The following is a 17684-nucleotide window of genomic DNA, read 5'->3' on the forward strand; positions in this document are numbered from 1 at the left end:
TGATCTCCGAGGTATGGGCGGCCATATAACCCAGGTAAACCCAGGGGTCGAAGACTTGGCCGACATCGCCGAAGCCAGGGTCGCGAAGCGGCACGTCGCGAAACCAGAGCGCGCAGAAGCCCAGCGCCTCGGCTTGTTTAGCCAGTGTGACCTGGTTGAGCATGCTCGGAGTGTCCCCGTCGAACGCCTCCATGGGAAAGAATAATCCAAGGCTCAAATGCCCCTGAGTGAAGGTTCGGCTGAACCCTTGATGCTGCTGGTAAGGAATCGTGCTCGGCCGATACATACGGATTGACCTCATGGCAGAACGTGAACAGCGCCCCCGTTTCCAGCGGTGCTGCGGCATCGGTCGCTTTTGAACGACAGGTGGGGGGACTGGGTCTGGCTTTTACCCGTTGCGCCGTACTGCTGGTCGTGTGGACCGGATTCAGGGGCCAGTTGCTGGCGATAGGTGCGGGTTGGTCCGGGTGGGTGTTAAGCGGACGATCAAAGGAAGTCAGATCTCTCGGCTCTATACCACCAGATGGGCAAGGCGTTCGAGGAATCATTCTATAAGCGTAGGCGGTTTTGCAGCTCTCCGCCATATTCTTACAAACGAGCCGCTTCCGGGCGAAAGTTGCGTATCGAAGACAGTTATCGGTCGTTTCCTGCCATTCCAGAACGGCCGCTATTGGCCGATTCTGTTGAAAAAGTCGGCTTCGAATTCCACTGCAGAAAAGTACGCACCTGAGATTGAAATCTGAGTTTTGGGCAGAAGGTTCAGGACTCGGATTTCACGTAGCAGCGTGCAAAAGAGGTGTTTTCATCCATCAAAATTCGAGCGCTTTGGGAAAACCGACTTTTTCAACAGAATCGGCCGAAAGCAGACTTTGACGAACGTCTGCACATAGCCACTCTCTGCCGGTCATAGGTGGTCAAGTCCGATGCAAATGGCAGGTAAGGTCGAATTAACGCCGCAGGGGAAGTCCGTGCAGAACCTATCTGGTAGATAAGCAGAAACGGGCGCTTTATGCGCCCGAAGCGCTATCAACTTTCAACCTGCGCCTGAAGCCGCCGACCAATCACCTCCAGCAAATCACACCCATCTCGCAACGGGATCACCAAAAGCTGTGCAAAGTCCGAAAGCACCACCGTATCGCTGGTGATTTCAGAGCGGAATGCAATGTTCTCCAGTACCTGAGTCACCACACGGATGCGGTAATCGGCGGTGGCGTGCAGGACGTCCAGCGGGGCTTGAGTATCAATGAGAAGGGAAGCAGGGGTGCAGTCGATGCCAGTGATAGGGACGTATCTTTCCATGTTAAAAACTCCGATCTAATGAGGTTTTAACCACTCAATCGTCGCCAAACAATTGGGTGGCAGTTGTACGCAGGTTGGCGAACCGGGATCGGAAACCGGCAGACCCGAAGGTCTCCCACGCACAACTGCCGTAACGGGCAGCTGTGCAAGTGTGCCAAAGCCTCTGCAAAAAACGCAGCACTTTCGCACTCGATCCTCAGGTCGCCAAACCTGATCGCCATTGAGCGATGGGCATCACTATAGGTTTTGTCGGATTGGGCGGGGAAGGTGATGGGTTCCTAAAGCTTCGTAGGAGCTGTGATCGTCTTTTGCCGGAGGGATCTGACATATTCGAATCGACTTATTCAAAACCATCGACAGAACGATCGTGGTATTAGTTTTGGGACTGCTTCGCAGCCCAGCGGGACGGTGTAGCGTGTCGCTAAATCCCCTCGCCACAGGGGAGAGGGGGGCTAGCCTTCGAACTCAGCCCCACCCCCCAAGCCCCCCGACATCAGGTATTCTCCGCCCTCAAACACCATCCCGGCCTGCGGCATGCAAATCGCCTGTCTCAGCCCTCGAACGGTCTGAAAGCGGCGCACCAGGAGGCTTGCATATTGATTGGATATCGGTTCGAGCGCACCGCGCAGGACGACTTGCACATCCACTCGCGCAACCTGGTGCAGAGCATATTCGTGCTGCTGACGGGCGCGTTGGCCTTCATCTTGCCGGTGGCGTTCGCCGTATTTGTGATGGCTGATGGTCTCTCGCCGTTGGCTGACGCGGATCCGCTGTCCTCTCTGCTGATCGTTCTCGGGCTGCTGCTGATTCCTGCCCTTGGCCTTTTACTGCTGGTTTACACCGGCATCCGCGAGACCTTGGTGTTGTCGCGAGTCGACGGTGAGGGCAAGCGCCTCACTCGAAACTTTTTTGGACGCCGCGAGCGGGTGCAGTCGGTCTTTCGGATCGATGCCGCCAAGTACCTCGAGCTACGCTGCCGTCCACAGGCTGAGCGAGCCCACACCCAGCTGTGGCTGATGCTGCGCGACGGCACTGCGCACCGCTTAACGTCCGACAACGTTCCGGTCGTGCCGGGAAGTCAACGCACCGACTTATGGTTGCGCGAGTTGGCCGACTACCTGAACGTGGCGGTGCCCGCCGAGGTCATCGAGGGGTTGGCGCCTGGTGTGAAGGCACCCTATAGGCCTGCCCCAGCGCCCACCAGCGGTAAGGCGGTGAGGGAAGCCAGGCAGCGCCGAGGAAAGAGGGCCACGCCAGCGCCTGAGCCAACCGAGAAGTTCGGCATTCCCGCGCGCGTCTTGCTCATGCTGGCGGGCACTTTCCTGGTTGTGCTGGAGCTGAGCCAGGTTATCGCATTGGTTCCGGCTCTGTTTGCCGGACGGCTGCGTGTCGGTGGCTATCGCTCGACGACCTTCTACTGGGCCGAGCAACCGTTGAGCTTTTCACTCAACCTGTTTGTGGGCATCGCCGAGGTATTGATCGTCGGCGTCGTCGCCTGGGGTTGCCTGCGCACGGCGATCCAGGGCCGGATGAAATCCAATCCCTGAATGCGGTTTTTAGACATCTACAGAGGAGATGAGCATGGAACGCGATAACGACAGCAGCGCCTACATCACGACCACACAAGCGCTGGAAAGCCTTTACGGCCCCGTCGCGGCGCCCTCGATTCTCAAGGAAGTCGACCATATTCATCCGGTTTACCAGCCCTTCATAGAGGCTGCTTCCTTTGTGATCCTCGCTTCCTCAGGCCCTGGAGGGCTGGATGCCTCACCGAGGGGCGACGCGAACGGGTTCGTTCATGTCCACGACAGCAAGACCCTGTATTTGCCCGACCGCCGTGGCAACAACCGCATCGATTCGCTGCGCAATATCGTCGAGGATCCCCGGGTTGCACTGCTCTTCCTTGTGCCTGGCGTAGGGGAAACCTTGCGCGTGAACGGCACGGCCAGGATATCGGTCGAGCCAGCGCTGTTGGCTCGGTTCGCGGTAAATGGGCAACTCCCTCGAACGGTGCTGGAGATCACCGTAGCCAGCGTTTACTTCCAGTGCAGCAGGGCTGTGATCAGGGCGGGGCTGTGGGATGTGACGCGGCAGATCGAACGCAGCGCACTGCCCACCGCAGGCGAGGTGTTCAAGCGCATCTGCCCATCGAAAGTGGATGGCGACGCGTACGACAAGGCCTTGCCAGGGCGTATCGCGAGCACGCTTTACTGACGATTTCGCCGAGCCAGGGGGCAGTTGGCTAATCCCGCGCTTTGGGTATTGCATACCTCCAGGCGCCTTGCGCCTCCAAAGTTCCGCGCATTCGTGGATTTCATATGCGCCAGATACCCCGACTTGTCTGTGGTTTTGAGTGGATAGAGCAGTCTTCAGAGGATTCAGGATCGAAGCAGGCTGCTGGATTGCGCGCTATCGGTCGGGCGTCTTGCTGTTCGGCATCCTCGTCGTGTTTATCAAGCATTGTCATGACTCTCTCACTTAAAGAGCTAATTCCAAAATGGACTCCCTGTCATCCTGCGGTTTGGGCTTACATGCGACTAAAGCTTACATCTCGATTTAGCAGTCGATCACCTAGCAGCATCTTGGGATTGCTTCGCAATCCAGTGGGGACGGTAGGACGTTTCGCTAAATCCCCTCGCCACAGGGGAGGGTGATGCGGCTAGCCTTCGAACTCCGTTTGCAACATCGCCAAAAACGCCTCCCGGGCAGGATGCCTCCCGGCGTTTTCATGCCAGTAGAAAAGGTTATCGATCCCCGTCAACTCAGGGAATTCATACCCCGTCCAACCCGCCCCCTGGCGGTATTGTTCATAGATCCCCCGGGGCACCAGCGAGACGCCTGCGCCCGCGCTGACGCAGCCGACGATGGCGCCATAACTGGCGATGCTGATGATCGGTTGCACTTGGTCATGACGCAGCAGCCATTGCTCCAACGCTAACCGGTACGGACAGCCTGTGGGCCACATGAAGATTGCCTTGCCTTGCAAATCTGCGGCGCTGCGCAATGGGCCGTGAGATTCGGAGGCGATGAGCACCAGGTCTTCGCGGTACATCACGGCTCGCTTGAGCCCTGGCCGTTCTATGTCCACCGCCACGATCACTCCATCGAGCCGATGATGCTGGATATCGTCCAGCAACTGCGCCCAGGTGCCGGTGCTCAGCTCCAATGACACTTGCGGGTACTGCGCGTGGTATCTGGCCAGCAACTGGGGCAGGCGCCCGGTGGCGCTGGACTCGATCGCGCCTATGCGCAGTGGGCCACTCGGTGCGCGGGTGGGGGCTACTGCGCGGCGGGCCTCTTCGGTCAGGTTCAGTATTTTTGTCGCGTATTCCAGAAACACTTCGCCCGCAGGGCTGACCCGCAGCCCGCGACCCTCGCGGAAAAACAACGGCGTGCCGAGTTCCCGTTCCAGGGACTTGAGGCGTGCGGTGATGTTGGACGGCACGCAGTGCAGCACTTCGGCAGCGCGGGCGATGCTGCCGGTGTCGCAGACCGTCTTGAGCATGCGCAGTTGAGACAGTTCCATGGCTCACCAAAAGTGAATGATGAACTGAGTTTAAGTCACTTGTGCTGAGGGGAGGTGGTTTCGATACTTCCAGGCAAATAGGCCAGGCGCTCAGTGAGCAGGAACTCTAGATGGAAACGCGTTGTGTGCCGTTTGAAGGTTTTTCCAGCAAACCTGGTGCGAAAATTATCCTGGCGACGCTGTTCGTGATTTTTTGCTGGGCCTATTCGCCGATTGGCATTCGCATCGGCTTGCAGGCTTACGAGCCCGGTCAACTGGCATTGATGCGGTTTCTCATTGCTTCGGCGTTCATGGCTCTTGTCGCGATGGTGAAGGGCATTTCCCTGCCGCGTATCAGGGATCTGCCATTGCTGGCGGTGTTGGGTTTCTTTGCCGTCAGTCTGCATCACATCGCCCTCAATTACGGCCAGCGGGGCGTCAGTGCCGGGGCGGCCAGTGTGCTGGCCCAGTCCACGCCTTTGTTCAGCACGTTACTGGCGAGTTTTGTTTTCAAGGAAAGAGTCGGCGGGTGGCAGTGGGGGTGTGTACTGTGCGGCTTGCTTGGCGCCGGCGTGGTGGTTGCGGGGGATCGTGGCTTGGGTGACATGGACGCCCATGGACTATTGATCCTGTTGGCGGCGCTGTCCTGGAGCCTGTATTTCACTTTGCAAAAGCGCCACTCCCATCGCTATGACGGATTGACCCTGGTTTGTTACACCGTCTGGTCGGGCACGATCCTGTTGTTCATTTTCGCGCCAGGAATGTCGAGCGCGGCGCGACAGGCTCCGGTTTCGGTGAATCTGGCGATGTTGGTTCTCGGTATTTTCCCCAGCGCGCTGGCGTACCTCGCTTGGGCTTATGTGCTGGCGCACAGCAACGTGAGCCGCGCCTCCATGGCGCTTTACCTGATACCGCCAACGGCGATGTTGATGGCTTCTTTGGTGCTGGCCGAGCGCCCGTCAATGATGGTTGTTGTTGGGGCGGTGATTGTGTTGATGAGCGTGCTGGCGTTGAGGCTTGAGCCGGGGAGTGGGGCAAAAGTTGGTTGATTCTGTCGTGTATATGGGCAATGACGTTGGATGTTGTCGCCACACGGAGTGCCACGAAACCCTGTCCTACGGACAGGTGATCACTTTGGGGAAAGTCGAGGAAATCTCTGACAACTTTTTAGGGTTGGCCTTCGGAAGTACCGCACTTACGATCTGGCGTTGCCTCGGTGCTCCGTGTGGTATCCGGCATGCTCAGCTTCGTTTTATATCGTGAGGACAGATCGATGCCTGAAATCCCATATGCCAAGGCCTTGGAGCACGCCGCCAATGTTTTCGGCTGCCCGGCGCACTATTTCTTGACCGGGTAATCCTGCCCCCACACCCGTACCGTGCTGACCGCTTCGTTCATGCCTTCAAAAACAAACTTCTGCCGCACGGCAGTCTTCGGCGGAATGGTGACTTCATCCGGGTTTTCCAGGCCGGTGAGGCGGTTGGAGTAACCCGCCTGGTCAATGGCCAGCAGCACGCCGGTCTGGCCGAGGTTGACCACGCGCAGTTGGGTGTCGGTGCTGTTCTTGAAACCGAGGGTAATGCTGACGTTATCGTCGCTGGGTTCGAGCTTCAACACTTCAACGGCGATGCGGTCTTTCATTTGCTCGCCGGAGGAAATGATCGCGGCGCCATCGGTGCCTTGGGCCGACTCGCGGCCATCGAGCACGCCCTCGCTGACACCGCCAAGCAGGTTTTTGCCGGCAGTAATGAACGTTGAGACGGCTGCTTTGGTCGAGTCCTTGATGAGGCTGCCGTCCGCCGGCTCGCCTTCGGCAAAGCACAGGGAACTTAGCAGGAGGCTGGAGACGAAGAGGGTGGAGCGTGACGGCAGAAGAGTCATACCTGAGTCCTTGAGGGGGGCTGCGACATCGCCCGTCAACTGGGCGAACGGCAATGATAGCCGTGATCAGGGGCCGCTAGCGATCTGCTTCCTTGAGTTTTTCCGACATCTTCACCAGCGTTGCCAACGAGTCCGCATTCATCTTGCGCATCAACGACCCGCGGCGCACTTTCACGGTCACTTCGCTCAAACCCAGTTGGCCGGCCACCTGTTTGTTCAGCAGCCCTGACACGACTAACTCCATCACCTCGCGTTCGCCGTCAGTCAGCCCGGCATGACGGCGTTTCAAGTCGTCGACCAGCGCCGAGGCCTTGCGCCGTTCCTTGTCACGGCCCAGGCCCAGGCTGATTGCATCGAGCAGGTCCTGTTCACGGAATGGCTTGGTCAAGAATTCGAGGGCCCCGGCCTTCATGGCTTTGACCGACATGGGGATGTCGCCATGGGCGGTGATGAACACAACCGGGACGCGAATATTCAATCGGGTCATTTCCTGTTGGAAATCCAGCCCGCTCAAACCCGGCATCCGCACATCGAGGATCAGGCACGCCGGAACATCCGGCAGATCGGCGTCCATGAACTCGCGGGCCGAGCCGAATGCCCGGCTCGCCAGGCCTACGGAGGCCAACAGGTCTTGCAGCGATTCGCGCACCGAGCTGTCATCGTCGACGATGTAGATCATCGATTCGGCCAGGTCGTGAACGTCAGTTTGGCTCATCGGATTCCCTTGTGACGGCTGGCAGGGTGAAGTGGAAAGTCGCGCCGGTCTGTGGGTCGCTTGAGGCCCAGAGACGACCGTCATGGGCTTCGATGATTGAACGGCTGATCGCCAACCCCATGCCCATGCCATCCCGCTTGGTGCTGTAGAAGGCCTCGAACACTCGCTCGCGATCACTTGCCGACAGACCGCTGCCCTGGTCGGAAACCGAAAACAGCAGTTGCTGGCGTGACTCCAGCGCCACATCAAATTGCAGGATCCGACGCTCGAGGTCTACCTGGCGCATCGCCTCGACCGCGTTCATCGCCAGGTTGAGGATGACTTGTTGGATCTGCACCTCATCGGCGAGCATCGGCGGCAGGCCTTCCTCGACATGCACGCGCAAGGTGACGTTCTGTTCGTTCAGCTCTCCCGCCAACAGCCGCAGCGCGGCGTTGAGCGTGTCAGCGACGTTCAGCCATTGCTTGGTCGGCGCTTGATGCCGAGCCATGCCGCGCAAGCGGGCAATGATGTCGCTGGCCCGGTGGGTGTCGGCGATGATCCGCTCCAGCGCTTGCTGGGCTTTGATCAGGTTGGGCGGCTCGGTGGCCATCCAGCGCAGGCAGGCGCCACTGCTGGTGGCCACCGCAGCCAATGGCTGGTTGACTTCATGGGCAATCGAGGCGGCGAGTTCGCCGAGCATGTTGATGCGGGTGATGTGCGCCAGGTGGGCGCGGGTCTGATGCACCGTACGGATCGCGGCGGACAGGCGCAGCGCCAGATACGTCGTGCCGGCGATCGCCGCAAGGCTGATCAAGACATTGATCAGTCCGGCCTCGGTGTCGCCAAAACGGGTGAACCGATAACTCAGGATCGTCAAAATCATGCAGACGATCGAGACGCCGGCCACCGCCCGCGTCGGCAGGATCCGCACGGCGATCAGCACCACGGCGATCTGGAACACCCCGACCGCAATTTCCAGATCGGTGACGGTATCGATCGCGGCAATGCCCAGCGCCAAGCCCAGTAACAGCAGCAGGCGAAGCGTCATCCGGGTGCTTCTCATGGGGTGTTCATCTCGCATCGCTCCAACGCTTGGGCCTGATCCACGCAGTTTATACCGCCCACTCAGGATGGATTGTCGAGGCTGAACAGATCGGCCACTTCGTCATAGGCGAACAACTCGGCGTAGCGTCCCCATTGCGTGACGCAATCCAGGGTATGGGCGGCGTCGTGCTCGGACATGAAATCTTCCAGTTGATCGCGGAAACGCCTGGCCGGTGCCGTGCGGGTAGGGCGCTCGTCCAGCACCCTGCGGATATGACCCACCAGCGGCACGTATTTAAGCAGGTGCTGGGCAAACAGTTGCTTGCGCTCATCCACTGTTGAATCGGCGTAGCGTTGCCCGGCCGGCAGCAGCGTTATGTGGCCGTCCTGCATGTCGGCCAAACGCATGAGTTGCAGTACCTCAGCCACCGGAAACAAATCACTGGCGGTGTAGCGTAACACTCCGGCGAGCTCGCGCAGATCCGCCTGGCCGGCAAACGGCTGAGCCTGCACCGCCTCGATCAGCCCGGCCAGGGCGTTGGTGGAAATCGCCGGCAAGACCATGCCCGTGCCGGTGCCGGCAAACATGCCCTGGCGTGGTGAACCGACGTTCGTTCCCCCTGCCATTTGTACATAGATGTGTTCGACCAAGGCTTGGAAGGCCGGGTCCGTGCGATTGCGCGGCTGACGCAGGTCCACGCTGATTTCTTGCATGACCCGTCCCGGGGTGGAGGAAAAAATCAGGATCCGATCACACATCAGTACGGCTTCTTCGATGTTATGGGTGACCATCAATATCGATTTGATCGGCATCCGTCCTTCGCCCCACAAATCCAGCAGGTCAGTGCGCAGGGTTTCGGCGGTCAATACGTCGAGCGCGGAGAACGGCTCGTCCATCAACAGCACATCCGGGGCGACCACCAGGGCCCGGGCCAGGCCGACGCGTTGGCGCATACCGCCGGACAATTCTTTCGGGAAAGCGCTTTCGAAACCATCGAGACCGATCATGTCGATGGCGGCCAAGGCCCGACGCCGGCGCTCCGGGGCCGCCACGTCCAGGGCCTCGAGGCCGATCTCGACGTTCTGCAGTACGGTCAGCCAGGGGAACAGGGCGAAACTCTGGAATACCATGCGTACCGAGCTCGAAACCCCTTGAGCGTTGGCCGGAAAATCAACCATGCCGGTGGTGGGTGAAATCAGGCCCGCGATGGAGCGCAGCAGGGTCGACTTCCCAGACCCCGAACGCCCCAGCAGGCCGACGATTTCCCCGTCGTCCAGGCGCATGCAGACGTTGTCCAACACCACTCGCTCGGCACCGCCCGCCGTGCCATAGACGTGTCCCAGTTGCTGCACGTCGACGAGGCAACGCTTGTCTATCACTTCCATTGCTTGACCCTCAATCAATTCGAAGCCGACGCTCGGCAAAACCGTACAGCGGACGCCATAGCAACCGGTTGAAACCCACCACGAAAATCGACATGACCGAAACCCCCAGCGCCACCCGTTGCAGATCTCCCGCCGCGGTGGCCTGGGCGATATAGGACCCCAACCCGGAGGCGTAGAGATGCTCGTTGCCCCAGGAAACCGCCTCGGCGACGATGCTGGCGTTCCACGAGCCGCCCGCTGCGGTGAGGGCGCCGGTGATGTAGTAGGGGAAAATGCCGGGCAGGGCGAATTGGCGCCACCACTGCCAGCCGCGCACGTGGAAGCTGCGCGCCGCCTCGCGCAAATCGGTGGGCAACGCGCTGGCTCCGGCGATCACGTTGAACAGGATGTACCACTGGGTGCCCAACACCATCAGCGGCGACAGCCAGATATCCGGGTTGAGCTTCAGGGCGACGATGGCGATCACCGCAAACGGAAACAGGACGTTGGCCGGGAACGCCGCCAGCAGCTGTGCGACGGGCTGCAAGCGCTCGGCCCAGCGCGGGTTCAAGCCGATCCAGACACCGATGGGCACCCAAAGCACGCTGGCCAGGACGATCAGCACGGCGACTCGCAGCAGGGTGGCCAGGCCCAGGCCAAAGGTGCTGATCACGTCCTCCAAACCCAGGGTGCTGCCAATGAAGCGCGATAGTTGCAGGATGCCAGCCATACAGGCCGCGATGACCAGGGCGATCCAGATCAAGTCAGATGCACGGTTGAAGCGGGCACTGCTCTTGAACCCGATCCGAGGCATCCGGGGAAGTTTGTCCAGGAATAACGAAGTCTTGATGCCGGCCAGTGCTTGCAGCACCCAGGGCACAAGACGCGTCGAACGCAGCAGGTCGTAGACCCTGGACCGTGGGCGCTTCTGGGAGGCGGTCTGTTCGAAGCGAAACCTGTCCGCCCAGGCGACGATCGGCCGGAAAAACAGCAGGTCATACGCAATGATCACCCCGACCATGGCCAGCACTGCCCAGGCAATCGCGGCGATATTTTGCTGCTCGATTGCCAGTGCCAGCCATGAGCCGATACCTGGCAGGCTGACGGTGGTATCGCCGACGGTGATGGCCTCGGAAGCGACCACGAAAAACCAGCCGCCCGACATCGACATCATCATGTTCCACACCAGGCCCGGCGTGGCGAAGGGCAGCTCCAGCCTGATGAAGCGTTGCCATGGGGAAAACGAGAACTGTCGGCTGACGTCGTAAAGATCGTTGGGCACAGTTCTCAACGATTGATAGAAACTGAAGGTCATGTTCCAGACCTGGCTGGTGAAGATGGCGAAGATGGCCGCGCATTCCACGCCCGTTTCCTTGCCGGGGAAGAGCCCCATGAAGAACACGACGGTAAACGTGAGGAACCCAAGTACTGGCACCGATTGGAGAATATCCAACGCGGGCAGGATAACGATTGCCGCCTTGCGGCTTTTTGCGGCCAGCGTGGCGACGACCAAGGAAAAAACAAACGAAGCGAACAAGGCAATGAACATGCGCAGAGTGGTGCGCAAGGTGTATTCCGGCAGGTGGACCAGATCCAGGGACAACGGCGAGGAATCAAGGGCGCCGAGGGGCTGGCTCATTTGATCGAGGCCATACACTATAAACGCCGCCAAGAGCAGCAGAATGCTGAATAGCGCAATATCCGCCCACCAGGAAGTGGTTGCGGCTTGCTCCCTGTTTCTCAGGGAAGTAAGTGCCGGCGCAGGGAACGAAGGGCGCATTGAACACCTCTGTTTACACGATTAAAAGCCAGGGCTGCGATCTCGCCAGCAGTCATTGGAAGTCATGAAATTAAAGTGTGCTCGACCTGGCGCGTTAAATGTCCGGCTAGATTAAGGGGCGTCTTCGAAGATCGCCAGAATGCCTTGGGACATGGAAATATACTTTGGTATATCGGAGGATAAGTTCCCTTGGTTTAAGGTCCCTTGGTTCTAGCCGAAATTGTTCATTGGCCTTTCTGGACGATCCTTGCAAGCAAGGGCCTCCCGAAGAGAGAATGCCGACTTCTAACCACGGTCGCAGGCTTTGCTCAAGCGTCTGCTGCCCCTGATTCAGATCTGATTTTTACACCAAGGCCACATGAAAACGAAAATGAAAAAATTATTCATCGTTTCGCTAGGAATGTTATCGCTCATTCAAACATCGTTATCCCTCGCCGATAATGCCAATGGAAAAAAACTCTATTTGCAAAGATGTGCCATGTGCCATGGAGCGGATCTCAAGGGAACAGGGCCGTTGGCTAATAAAAGCAATCCTCCCACGCCTGATCTTACAACGTCCGTTTTCAAGAAGCGGCTGAATGATTATCCGGGTGTAATCGTGTCCTCGATAATACTTCGTCCAAATGGAGACTTGATTCCAAGAACTTTGCGAGAGAATGGTATAAAACTACCGCCGCACGCCTGGGGGGTTGAGAGCTTGCGCGATTTAAATCAGTACATGAGTGGTGTGATTGCAAAAAGTCGATGATTTTGAGATGAGGCAACTTCTTTTTCCTATGAGTACCCGCGACGTGGTGATTCAGCGTCGATGAAAAACCATGTAGAAAACCGGAGTCGCGCAGGCCAGATTGGCTCACAAAAAGCTGCGCGGCGAGGGCTAGGTTTTTCGTCTGATCTGTATTTTGCTGTTACAGCTGCCTCTGTAATGAACCCAATCCCCAGCCCAGAATAACCGCGCGGTTTGCCTATCAGACCGCCCGTGTACTGCAATTTTTTGCTTCAGGAGTGCTCATGGCGAAGATGGCGATTTTTCTAGGTGGGTTTTTGGCCCTGACTCTTTTGATCGGCGTGCTGGCGACGATTTCGCCGGTGTAGCCACCGGCCCACAGACAAGGCAACCCAATACTGAAGCGAACCCTGTGGCGAGGGGATTTATCCCCGTTGGCTGCGAAGCAGCCCTAAAGCTCATCCCCCGATCCACCGGTCGATCAGCTGCAAGCCTCTTGGGCTGCTTCGCAGCCAGCGGGGATAAATCCCCTCGCCACAGGTGATTGGTGTGTCGGGCGAATGGATGTGAACTCAACTGTTTTTGTGGCAAGGGGATTTATTTGTGGGAGCAAAGCTTGCTCGCGATAGCGGTGGGTCAGCTTGCATTCATGTTGAATGTGCCAATGCCATCGCGGGCAAGTCTTGCTCCCACAATGAGTTCTGTGTGGATCGGGGGAACAGTCCTCAGCTCCTTACTTATGCAAAATCACCTGCGCAATCTCCTGCAACCCCATCACCCGCTGTGCGGCGTTGAGTTTGATCGCTTCCTTGGGCATGCCGAAGACCACGCAGCTGGCTTCGTCCTGGGCCACGGTGCTGCTGCCGGCGTCGAGCATTTCCTTCAGTCCACGGGCACCGTCGTCGCCCATGCCGGTCATGATGATGCCGGTGGCGTTGCGGCCGGCGAATTTGGCCACGGAGCGGAACAGCACATCCACTGAAGGACGGTGGCGGTTGACCAGTGGGCCGTCCACCACCTGCACGTGGTAGAACGCCCCGCTGCGGGTCACCATCATGTGTTTGCCACCGGGGGCGATGAGCGCCAGGCCGGGGTGGATGCGGTCGTTGTTGCGGGCTTCGCGCACTTCGATCTGGCACAGGCTGTTAAGCCTGGCGGCGAACGAGGCGGTGAATTTTTCCGGCATGTGCTGGACGATGACGATGCCCGGGCACACCCGTGGCAGGGCGGTGAGCACCGCTTCCAGGGCCTGGGTGCCGCCAGTGGAAGTGCCCAGGGCGACGATTCGTTCGGTGGTCTGCGCCATGGCGTGGCCGTTGGCGGCGGGCAGCATGGCGTCGGCGGTGAGTTTGGTGGCCGGCGTCAGTGCGGTCGGGGCAGGGCGCTTGCCCAGGTTGCGCACATTGACCTGGGCGGCGGCGCGGATCGCCGCCACCAGTTCCGGCGCCGATTCCAATAGAAAGTTCTTCAGGCCGGTGGTGGGCTTGGTGATGATTTCCACCGCGCCGGCGGCCATCGCCTGCAAGGTGGTTTCCGCGCCCCGGGGCGTCAGGGACGAGCAGATCACCACTGGTGTCGGGCGCTCGCTCATGATTTTCTTCAGGAAGGTGATGCCGTCCATGCGCGGCATTTCCACGTCCAGCACGATGACGTCGGGCCATTCCTTGGCCAATTTGTCCATGGCGAAAATCGGGTCGGACGCCGCGCCCATGACGTGGATGTCCGGCGTGTCGCTGAGGATTGCCAGCAACACCTGGCGAACCACGGCGGAGTCATCCACCAGCAGTACATTGATCTTTTTTGACATGGTTAATGCCGGGTCCTTATCGGTTGGTGCCTGACCCACACATCGCCGCTGCAAAGGTCGAAGATGATGCTGCGGTGGCCGGTGCTGCCCATGTCCTGGGCGATCAGGTCCAGGCGATAGAGGGCGGCGATTTCCAGCGCGGCATTGACGTTCATCCGCGCCACATCGCCGTAGGGCACGTGGCGTTGCAGTTCAGGGAACATTTCGCCGCCGCCGAACAGCTTGAGCTGATAGTCCTCGGGTTCAGTGTGATGGGCCTTTGCCTGGCGCAGGAACAGTTCGATGGCTTCGTCGGCGTACATGCCATTGAGCGCCTTGGAGCAGCGCATCCGACTGGGCAACATGAAGTGGCACATGCCGCCGATCCTGCGTTCGGGATGCCACAGCGTGATCGCCACGCAAGAACCGAGGATGGTACGCAGCCGGGTCGGGCAGGTGGCGAAGCGAAACTCCCCCGGCGCCAGGTACATCTCGGCCACTTCCCTCATCGCGACGCTCATGGTTTGCGATAAATCGAAGGCGATACGAGTTTCAACGCATCGGACACGCCGTTGAGGCTCTCCGAATGGCTCACGATAAAATAGCCGCCGGGCTTGAGCCGGGGGATCAAGCGGGCGACCACTCGGCTTTTGGTGGGTTGGTCGAAATAGATCATGACATTACGCAGGAAAATCACGTCGAACTCCCCCAGCTCCGGCAAGGTGTCGTTGAGGTTGACCTGGATAAAGTGGACCCGGTTACGCAACGCCCGGTCGATGAGGAACGTGCCTTGCTGGCTGCCAGTGCCCTTGAGACAGTACTTCACCAGCAGCGGATGGGGCAGGTTGCTGGCGCGTTCCATTGGGTAGTGCCCTGAGCGTGCCTTGGCCAGCACCTGGCTGCTGATGTCTGAACCGATGACCTCCCAAGGCGTGGTGCCCAATCCTTCGGCCAAGGTCATGGCCAGGCTGTAGGGCTCTTCGCCCGATGAGCTGGCCGCGCTCCACAAGCGAAAGGTCTTGCCCGGTGTCGCGTGGGGCAGCACGTGTTGGCGCAGGAAATCGAAATGCTTGGGTTCGCGGAAAAAATAGGTCTCATTGGTGGTGAGCAGGTCCAGCGCCACCTGCAATTCATCGGTGCGCTGGCCGTTCATGATCAGCTTGAAATACTCGCCGTAGCTGTCCAGCCCATAGTGCTTGAGGCGCTTGAACAAACGCCCGGCCACCAGGGCTTTCTTGGCTTCGGACAGGCTGATGCCGGCGGCCTGGTACAGCCAGGACTGGAACTGACCGAACTCGCGGTCACTGAGCGCCAGTGAATTCACCGTGCGTTCCTTGCAGGTATCGGCGTTCACTGGGCATCCACTTCCAGCGCGTTCGGGCTGGTTTCTGCGAGTTGGGACATTTCGTCGATGGACAGTACGCGGTCCACCTCCAGCACGATGACGAACTTGCCATCGACCTTGGCCATGCCACTGATGAAATCGGCGCGGATCTTCGCCCCGAAGCTCGGTGGCGGCTCGATCTGCGAGGCCGGGATTTCCAGGACCGCCGAGACCGTGTCCACCAGCAAGCCAATGTCCTGGGCCTGGCCGTCCGCACTGGCCGCCTCGATGATCACCACGCAACTGCGCCGACTGATCGCCGAGTTCGGTCGGCCGAAACGGGCCGACAGGTCCACAACCGGCACCACTGCGCCCCGCAGGTTGATCACCCCGCGCACGAAGGCCGGCATCATCGGCACCACGGTGAGGTTGCCGTATTCGATGATTTCCTTGATGCACAGGATGCCGATGGCAAACATCTCCGTGCCGAGCATAAACGTCAGGTACTGCGCTTCTTCCTCGACCGCGATGGCGGTTTGACGTGTGGTCGCGATGGCGCCCATGCCTTTATCTCCTTTAAGCGAGCCTGTGGGAACGGACCGTCAGAACCGGGTGAATTCGGATTCGTCCGGAGCGCTGGCCATGCTGTAGGCAAAGGCCTTGGGGAGCGCAGGCACGGCAGCTCGAGCCGGCTTGCGGCTGGACGGCCCCGGCGTGTTGTCCACCTTCAAGGGCTGGCTGGCCGATTTCGGCGGCGTGTCCAGGGTGAAGAAGCTCATGGCCTGTTGCAGCTGTTCGGCCTGGCTGCTCATTTCCTCGGCGGTGGCGGCCAGTTCTTCGCTGCTGGAGGCGTTTTGCTGGGTCACCTGGTTGAGTTGGGTCATGGCGGTGTTGATCTGCGCCACGCCAGCGGCCTGTTCTTCGGAGGCGGCGCTGATTTCCTGCACCAGGTCCGACGTCTTGTTGATCGAAGGGACCATCTCGTTGAGCAGGTTCCCGGCCTTTTCCGCCATATCGACGCTGCTGGACGACAGCTCGCCGATTTCCTGGGCCGCGACCTGGCTGCGTTCGGCCAGTTTGCGCACTTCAGCGGCGACGACGGCGAAGCCTTTGCCGTGTTCGCCGGCGCGGGCCGCTTCGATGGCCGCGTTGAGCGCCAGCAAGTTGGTCTGGTAGGCGATGTCGTCGATGATGCTGATGCGCTGGGCGATTTTTTTCATCGCCACCACGGTCTGCTGCACCGATTCGCCGCCGTCGGTGGCTTCCTTGGCAGCCTTGCTGGCCATGCCGTCGGTGACTTTGGCGTTCTCGGTGTTCTGGTTGATGCTGGCGCTCATCTGCTCGATGGACGCACTGGTTTCCTCGACGCTGGCCGCCTGTTCGCTGGTGGCCTGGCTCATGGATTGCGCAGTGGCGCTGACTTGTTCCGAAGCACTGGCCAGGTTATCCGCGGCGTTGCGCACTTCACCGATGATGTGCGAGAGCTTGCCGACCATGTTCTGCATGGCGTTGAGCACCATGCCGGTTTCGTCCTTGGAGCCGCCTTCGATTTTCGCGTTCAGGTTGCCTTCGGCCAATTGCTCGGCGACGGTTGCGGCCTGTCTCAATGGGCGGGAGATGATGCGCGAGATGAACAGCGCCAGGCCCAGGCCCGCCAGCAAGGCGGCAACCAGTACCACGATGATCGACAGGCGCGCTTTTTCATACAGTGCGGTGCCTTTCTCGCTGGCGGCGCCCGCACCGGCGTCATTGAGTTCCACCAGTTTTTGCAAGTCGGAGGTCACCAGGTCGAACTGACGCTTCGACTCGCCCTTGAGCAGCGCGTGGGCCTGCTCGGTCAGGTTTTGCCGAGACAGCGCGAGCAGGTCTTTGCTGATGGTCAGGTAAGCGTTCCAGTCGTTGCGGGTGGTTTCGAACAGCCGGCGGTCTTCGGCGTTGGACAACAGCTTTTCATACGTCGCCAAGCGAGTTTCGAATGCCTTTTTGGCTTCGTCGGCTTCCTGTTCAAGGGTCGCGCGCTCCGGCTCGGAGTCGGCGGTAATGTGGCGATTTTCCTTGAGGCGGTAGCTTGCGCCAAAGAAGCGCATGCCCGAGGCCGCGCGCATGGAGGGCATCCAGTTTTCGCGGATTTCAAGGGCGGTGTCGTTCACCTGGCCCAGTTGGATAATCGAGAACACTCCCATGACGGCTGTCAGCGCCAGCACCACAAGAAATGAAGTGATCAGTTTGGTGGCGATTCTCAGGTCGTAGAACCATTTCATTGGGAAGTACCTCTC

16 protein-coding genes and 2 pseudogenes are annotated in these 17684 nt (G+C 59.5%); 5 read left to right on the forward strand and 13 right to left on the reverse strand.

The window, feature by feature from the left end; genetic code table 11:
* Position 1 precedes the first annotated feature (1 nt).
* Positions 2 to 286: pseudogene (locus PBDP_RS11715) on the reverse strand (LLM class flavin-dependent oxidoreductase); the annotation flags it as partial.
* Between the two features lie 740 nt (positions 287 to 1026).
* Positions 1027 to 1299 carry a hypothetical protein gene (locus PBDP_RS11720; protein ID WP_025569626.1) on the reverse strand — a complete coding sequence of 91 codons (273 nt, stop codon included), beginning with the start codon at positions 1297 to 1299 and terminating at the stop codon, positions 1027 to 1029.
* A 593-nt stretch (positions 1300 to 1892) separates the two neighbouring features.
* Here PBDP_RS11720 and PBDP_RS11725 point away from each other — a divergent pair.
* The 3 genes and pseudogenes from PBDP_RS11725 to PBDP_RS11735 all read left to right on the forward strand — a co-directional run.
* Complete coding sequence (locus PBDP_RS11725; protein ID WP_212802495.1) at positions 1893 to 2846, forward strand: hypothetical protein; 954 nt, start codon at positions 1893 to 1895, stop codon at positions 2844 to 2846.
* Between the two features lie 34 nt (positions 2847 to 2880).
* A complete protein-coding gene (locus PBDP_RS11730; RefSeq protein ID WP_025569623.1) occupies positions 2881 to 3513 on the forward strand; it encodes a pyridoxamine 5'-phosphate oxidase family protein in 633 nt (210 codons plus the stop codon).
* Between the two features lie 12 nt (positions 3514 to 3525).
* Positions 3526 to 3660 (forward strand): annotated as a pseudogene (locus PBDP_RS11735) (LysR family transcriptional regulator); the annotation flags it as partial.
* 298 nt (positions 3661 to 3958) lie between these two features.
* On the opposite strand, the gene PBDP_RS11740 reads toward PBDP_RS11735, so the two are convergent.
* On the reverse strand, positions 3959 to 4825 hold the full coding sequence (locus PBDP_RS11740) for a LysR family transcriptional regulator (RefSeq protein ID WP_212802274.1): 867 nt from the start codon (positions 4823 to 4825) through the stop codon (positions 3959 to 3961).
* Positions 4826 to 4935: 110 nt separating this feature from the next.
* On the opposite strand from PBDP_RS11740, the gene PBDP_RS11745 reads away from it, so the two are divergent.
* Entirely contained in the window at positions 4936 to 5853 is a 918-nt protein-coding gene (locus PBDP_RS11745; RefSeq protein ID WP_109755225.1) for a DMT family transporter, read from the forward strand.
* Between the two features lie 289 nt (positions 5854 to 6142).
* Here PBDP_RS11745 and PBDP_RS11750 read toward each other — a convergent pair whose 3' ends face one another.
* The 5 genes from PBDP_RS11750 to PBDP_RS11770 all read right to left on the reverse strand — a co-directional run bounded on the left by PBDP_RS11750 (position 6143) and on the right by PBDP_RS11770 (position 11571).
* Complete coding sequence (locus PBDP_RS11750; RefSeq protein WP_109755224.1) at positions 6143 to 6685, reverse strand: hypothetical protein; 543 nt, start codon at positions 6683 to 6685, stop codon at positions 6143 to 6145.
* Between the two features lie 76 nt (positions 6686 to 6761).
* Entirely contained in the window at positions 6762 to 7400 is a 639-nt protein-coding gene (locus PBDP_RS11755; protein WP_116832079.1) for a response regulator transcription factor, read from the reverse strand.
* Positions 7387 to 8430 carry a sensor histidine kinase gene (locus PBDP_RS11760; protein WP_162893816.1) on the reverse strand — a complete coding sequence of 348 codons (1044 nt, stop codon included), beginning with the start codon at positions 8428 to 8430 and terminating at the stop codon, positions 7387 to 7389. The genes PBDP_RS11755 and PBDP_RS11760 overlap by 14 nt, the downstream gene beginning before the upstream one ends.
* 77 nt (positions 8431 to 8507) lie before the next feature.
* Positions 8508 to 9812, reverse strand: a complete 1305-nt coding sequence (locus PBDP_RS11765; protein ID WP_212802275.1) for an ABC transporter ATP-binding protein — start codon at positions 9810 to 9812, stop codon at positions 8508 to 8510.
* Between the two features lie 10 nt (positions 9813 to 9822).
* Entirely contained in the window at positions 9823 to 11571 is a 1749-nt protein-coding gene (locus PBDP_RS11770; protein WP_163854167.1) for an ABC transporter permease, read from the reverse strand.
* Between the two features lie 370 nt (positions 11572 to 11941).
* On the opposite strand from PBDP_RS11770, the gene PBDP_RS11775 reads away from it, so the two are divergent.
* On the forward strand, positions 11942 to 12319 hold the full coding sequence (locus PBDP_RS11775) for a c-type cytochrome (RefSeq protein ID WP_109755219.1): 378 nt from the start codon (positions 11942 to 11944) through the stop codon (positions 12317 to 12319).
* Between the two features lie 712 nt (positions 12320 to 13031).
* On the opposite strand, the gene PBDP_RS11780 is transcribed toward PBDP_RS11775, so the two are convergent.
* From PBDP_RS11780 to PBDP_RS11800, 5 genes are read right to left on the reverse strand one after another with little or no spacing between them, the layout of a single operon-like run.
* On the reverse strand, positions 13032 to 14105 hold the full coding sequence (locus PBDP_RS11780) for a protein-glutamate methylesterase/protein-glutamine glutaminase (protein ID WP_109755218.1): 1074 nt from the start codon (positions 14103 to 14105) through the stop codon (positions 13032 to 13034).
* 2 nt (positions 14106 to 14107) lie between these two features.
* Positions 14108 to 14605: a chemoreceptor glutamine deamidase CheD gene (gene cheD, locus PBDP_RS11785; protein ID WP_109755217.1), complete on the reverse strand. Its 498-nt coding sequence runs from the start codon at positions 14603 to 14605 to the stop codon at positions 14108 to 14110.
* Positions 14602 to 15438 carry a CheR family methyltransferase gene (locus tag PBDP_RS11790; protein ID WP_162893817.1) on the reverse strand — a complete coding sequence of 279 codons (837 nt, stop codon included), beginning with the start codon at positions 15436 to 15438 and terminating at the stop codon, positions 14602 to 14604. Before PBDP_RS11790 ends, cheD begins: the two co-directional genes overlap by 4 nt.
* Positions 15435 to 15971 (reverse strand): chemotaxis protein CheW, encoded by a 537-nt coding sequence (locus PBDP_RS11795; protein WP_109755216.1) that lies wholly within the window; start codon positions 15969 to 15971, stop codon positions 15435 to 15437. The genes PBDP_RS11790 and PBDP_RS11795 overlap by 4 nt, the downstream gene beginning before the upstream one ends.
* A gap of 39 nt (positions 15972 to 16010) precedes the next feature.
* Positions 16011 to 17669 carry a methyl-accepting chemotaxis protein gene (locus PBDP_RS11800; RefSeq protein ID WP_212802276.1) on the reverse strand — a complete coding sequence of 553 codons (1659 nt, stop codon included), beginning with the start codon at positions 17667 to 17669 and terminating at the stop codon, positions 16011 to 16013.
* Positions 17670 to 17684 lie beyond the last annotated feature (15 nt).

The sequence above is a fragment of the Pseudomonas sp. St290 genome (assembly GCF_018325805.1).
GTDB lineage: Bacteria > Pseudomonadota > Gammaproteobacteria > Pseudomonadales > Pseudomonadaceae > Aquipseudomonas > Aquipseudomonas bijieensis.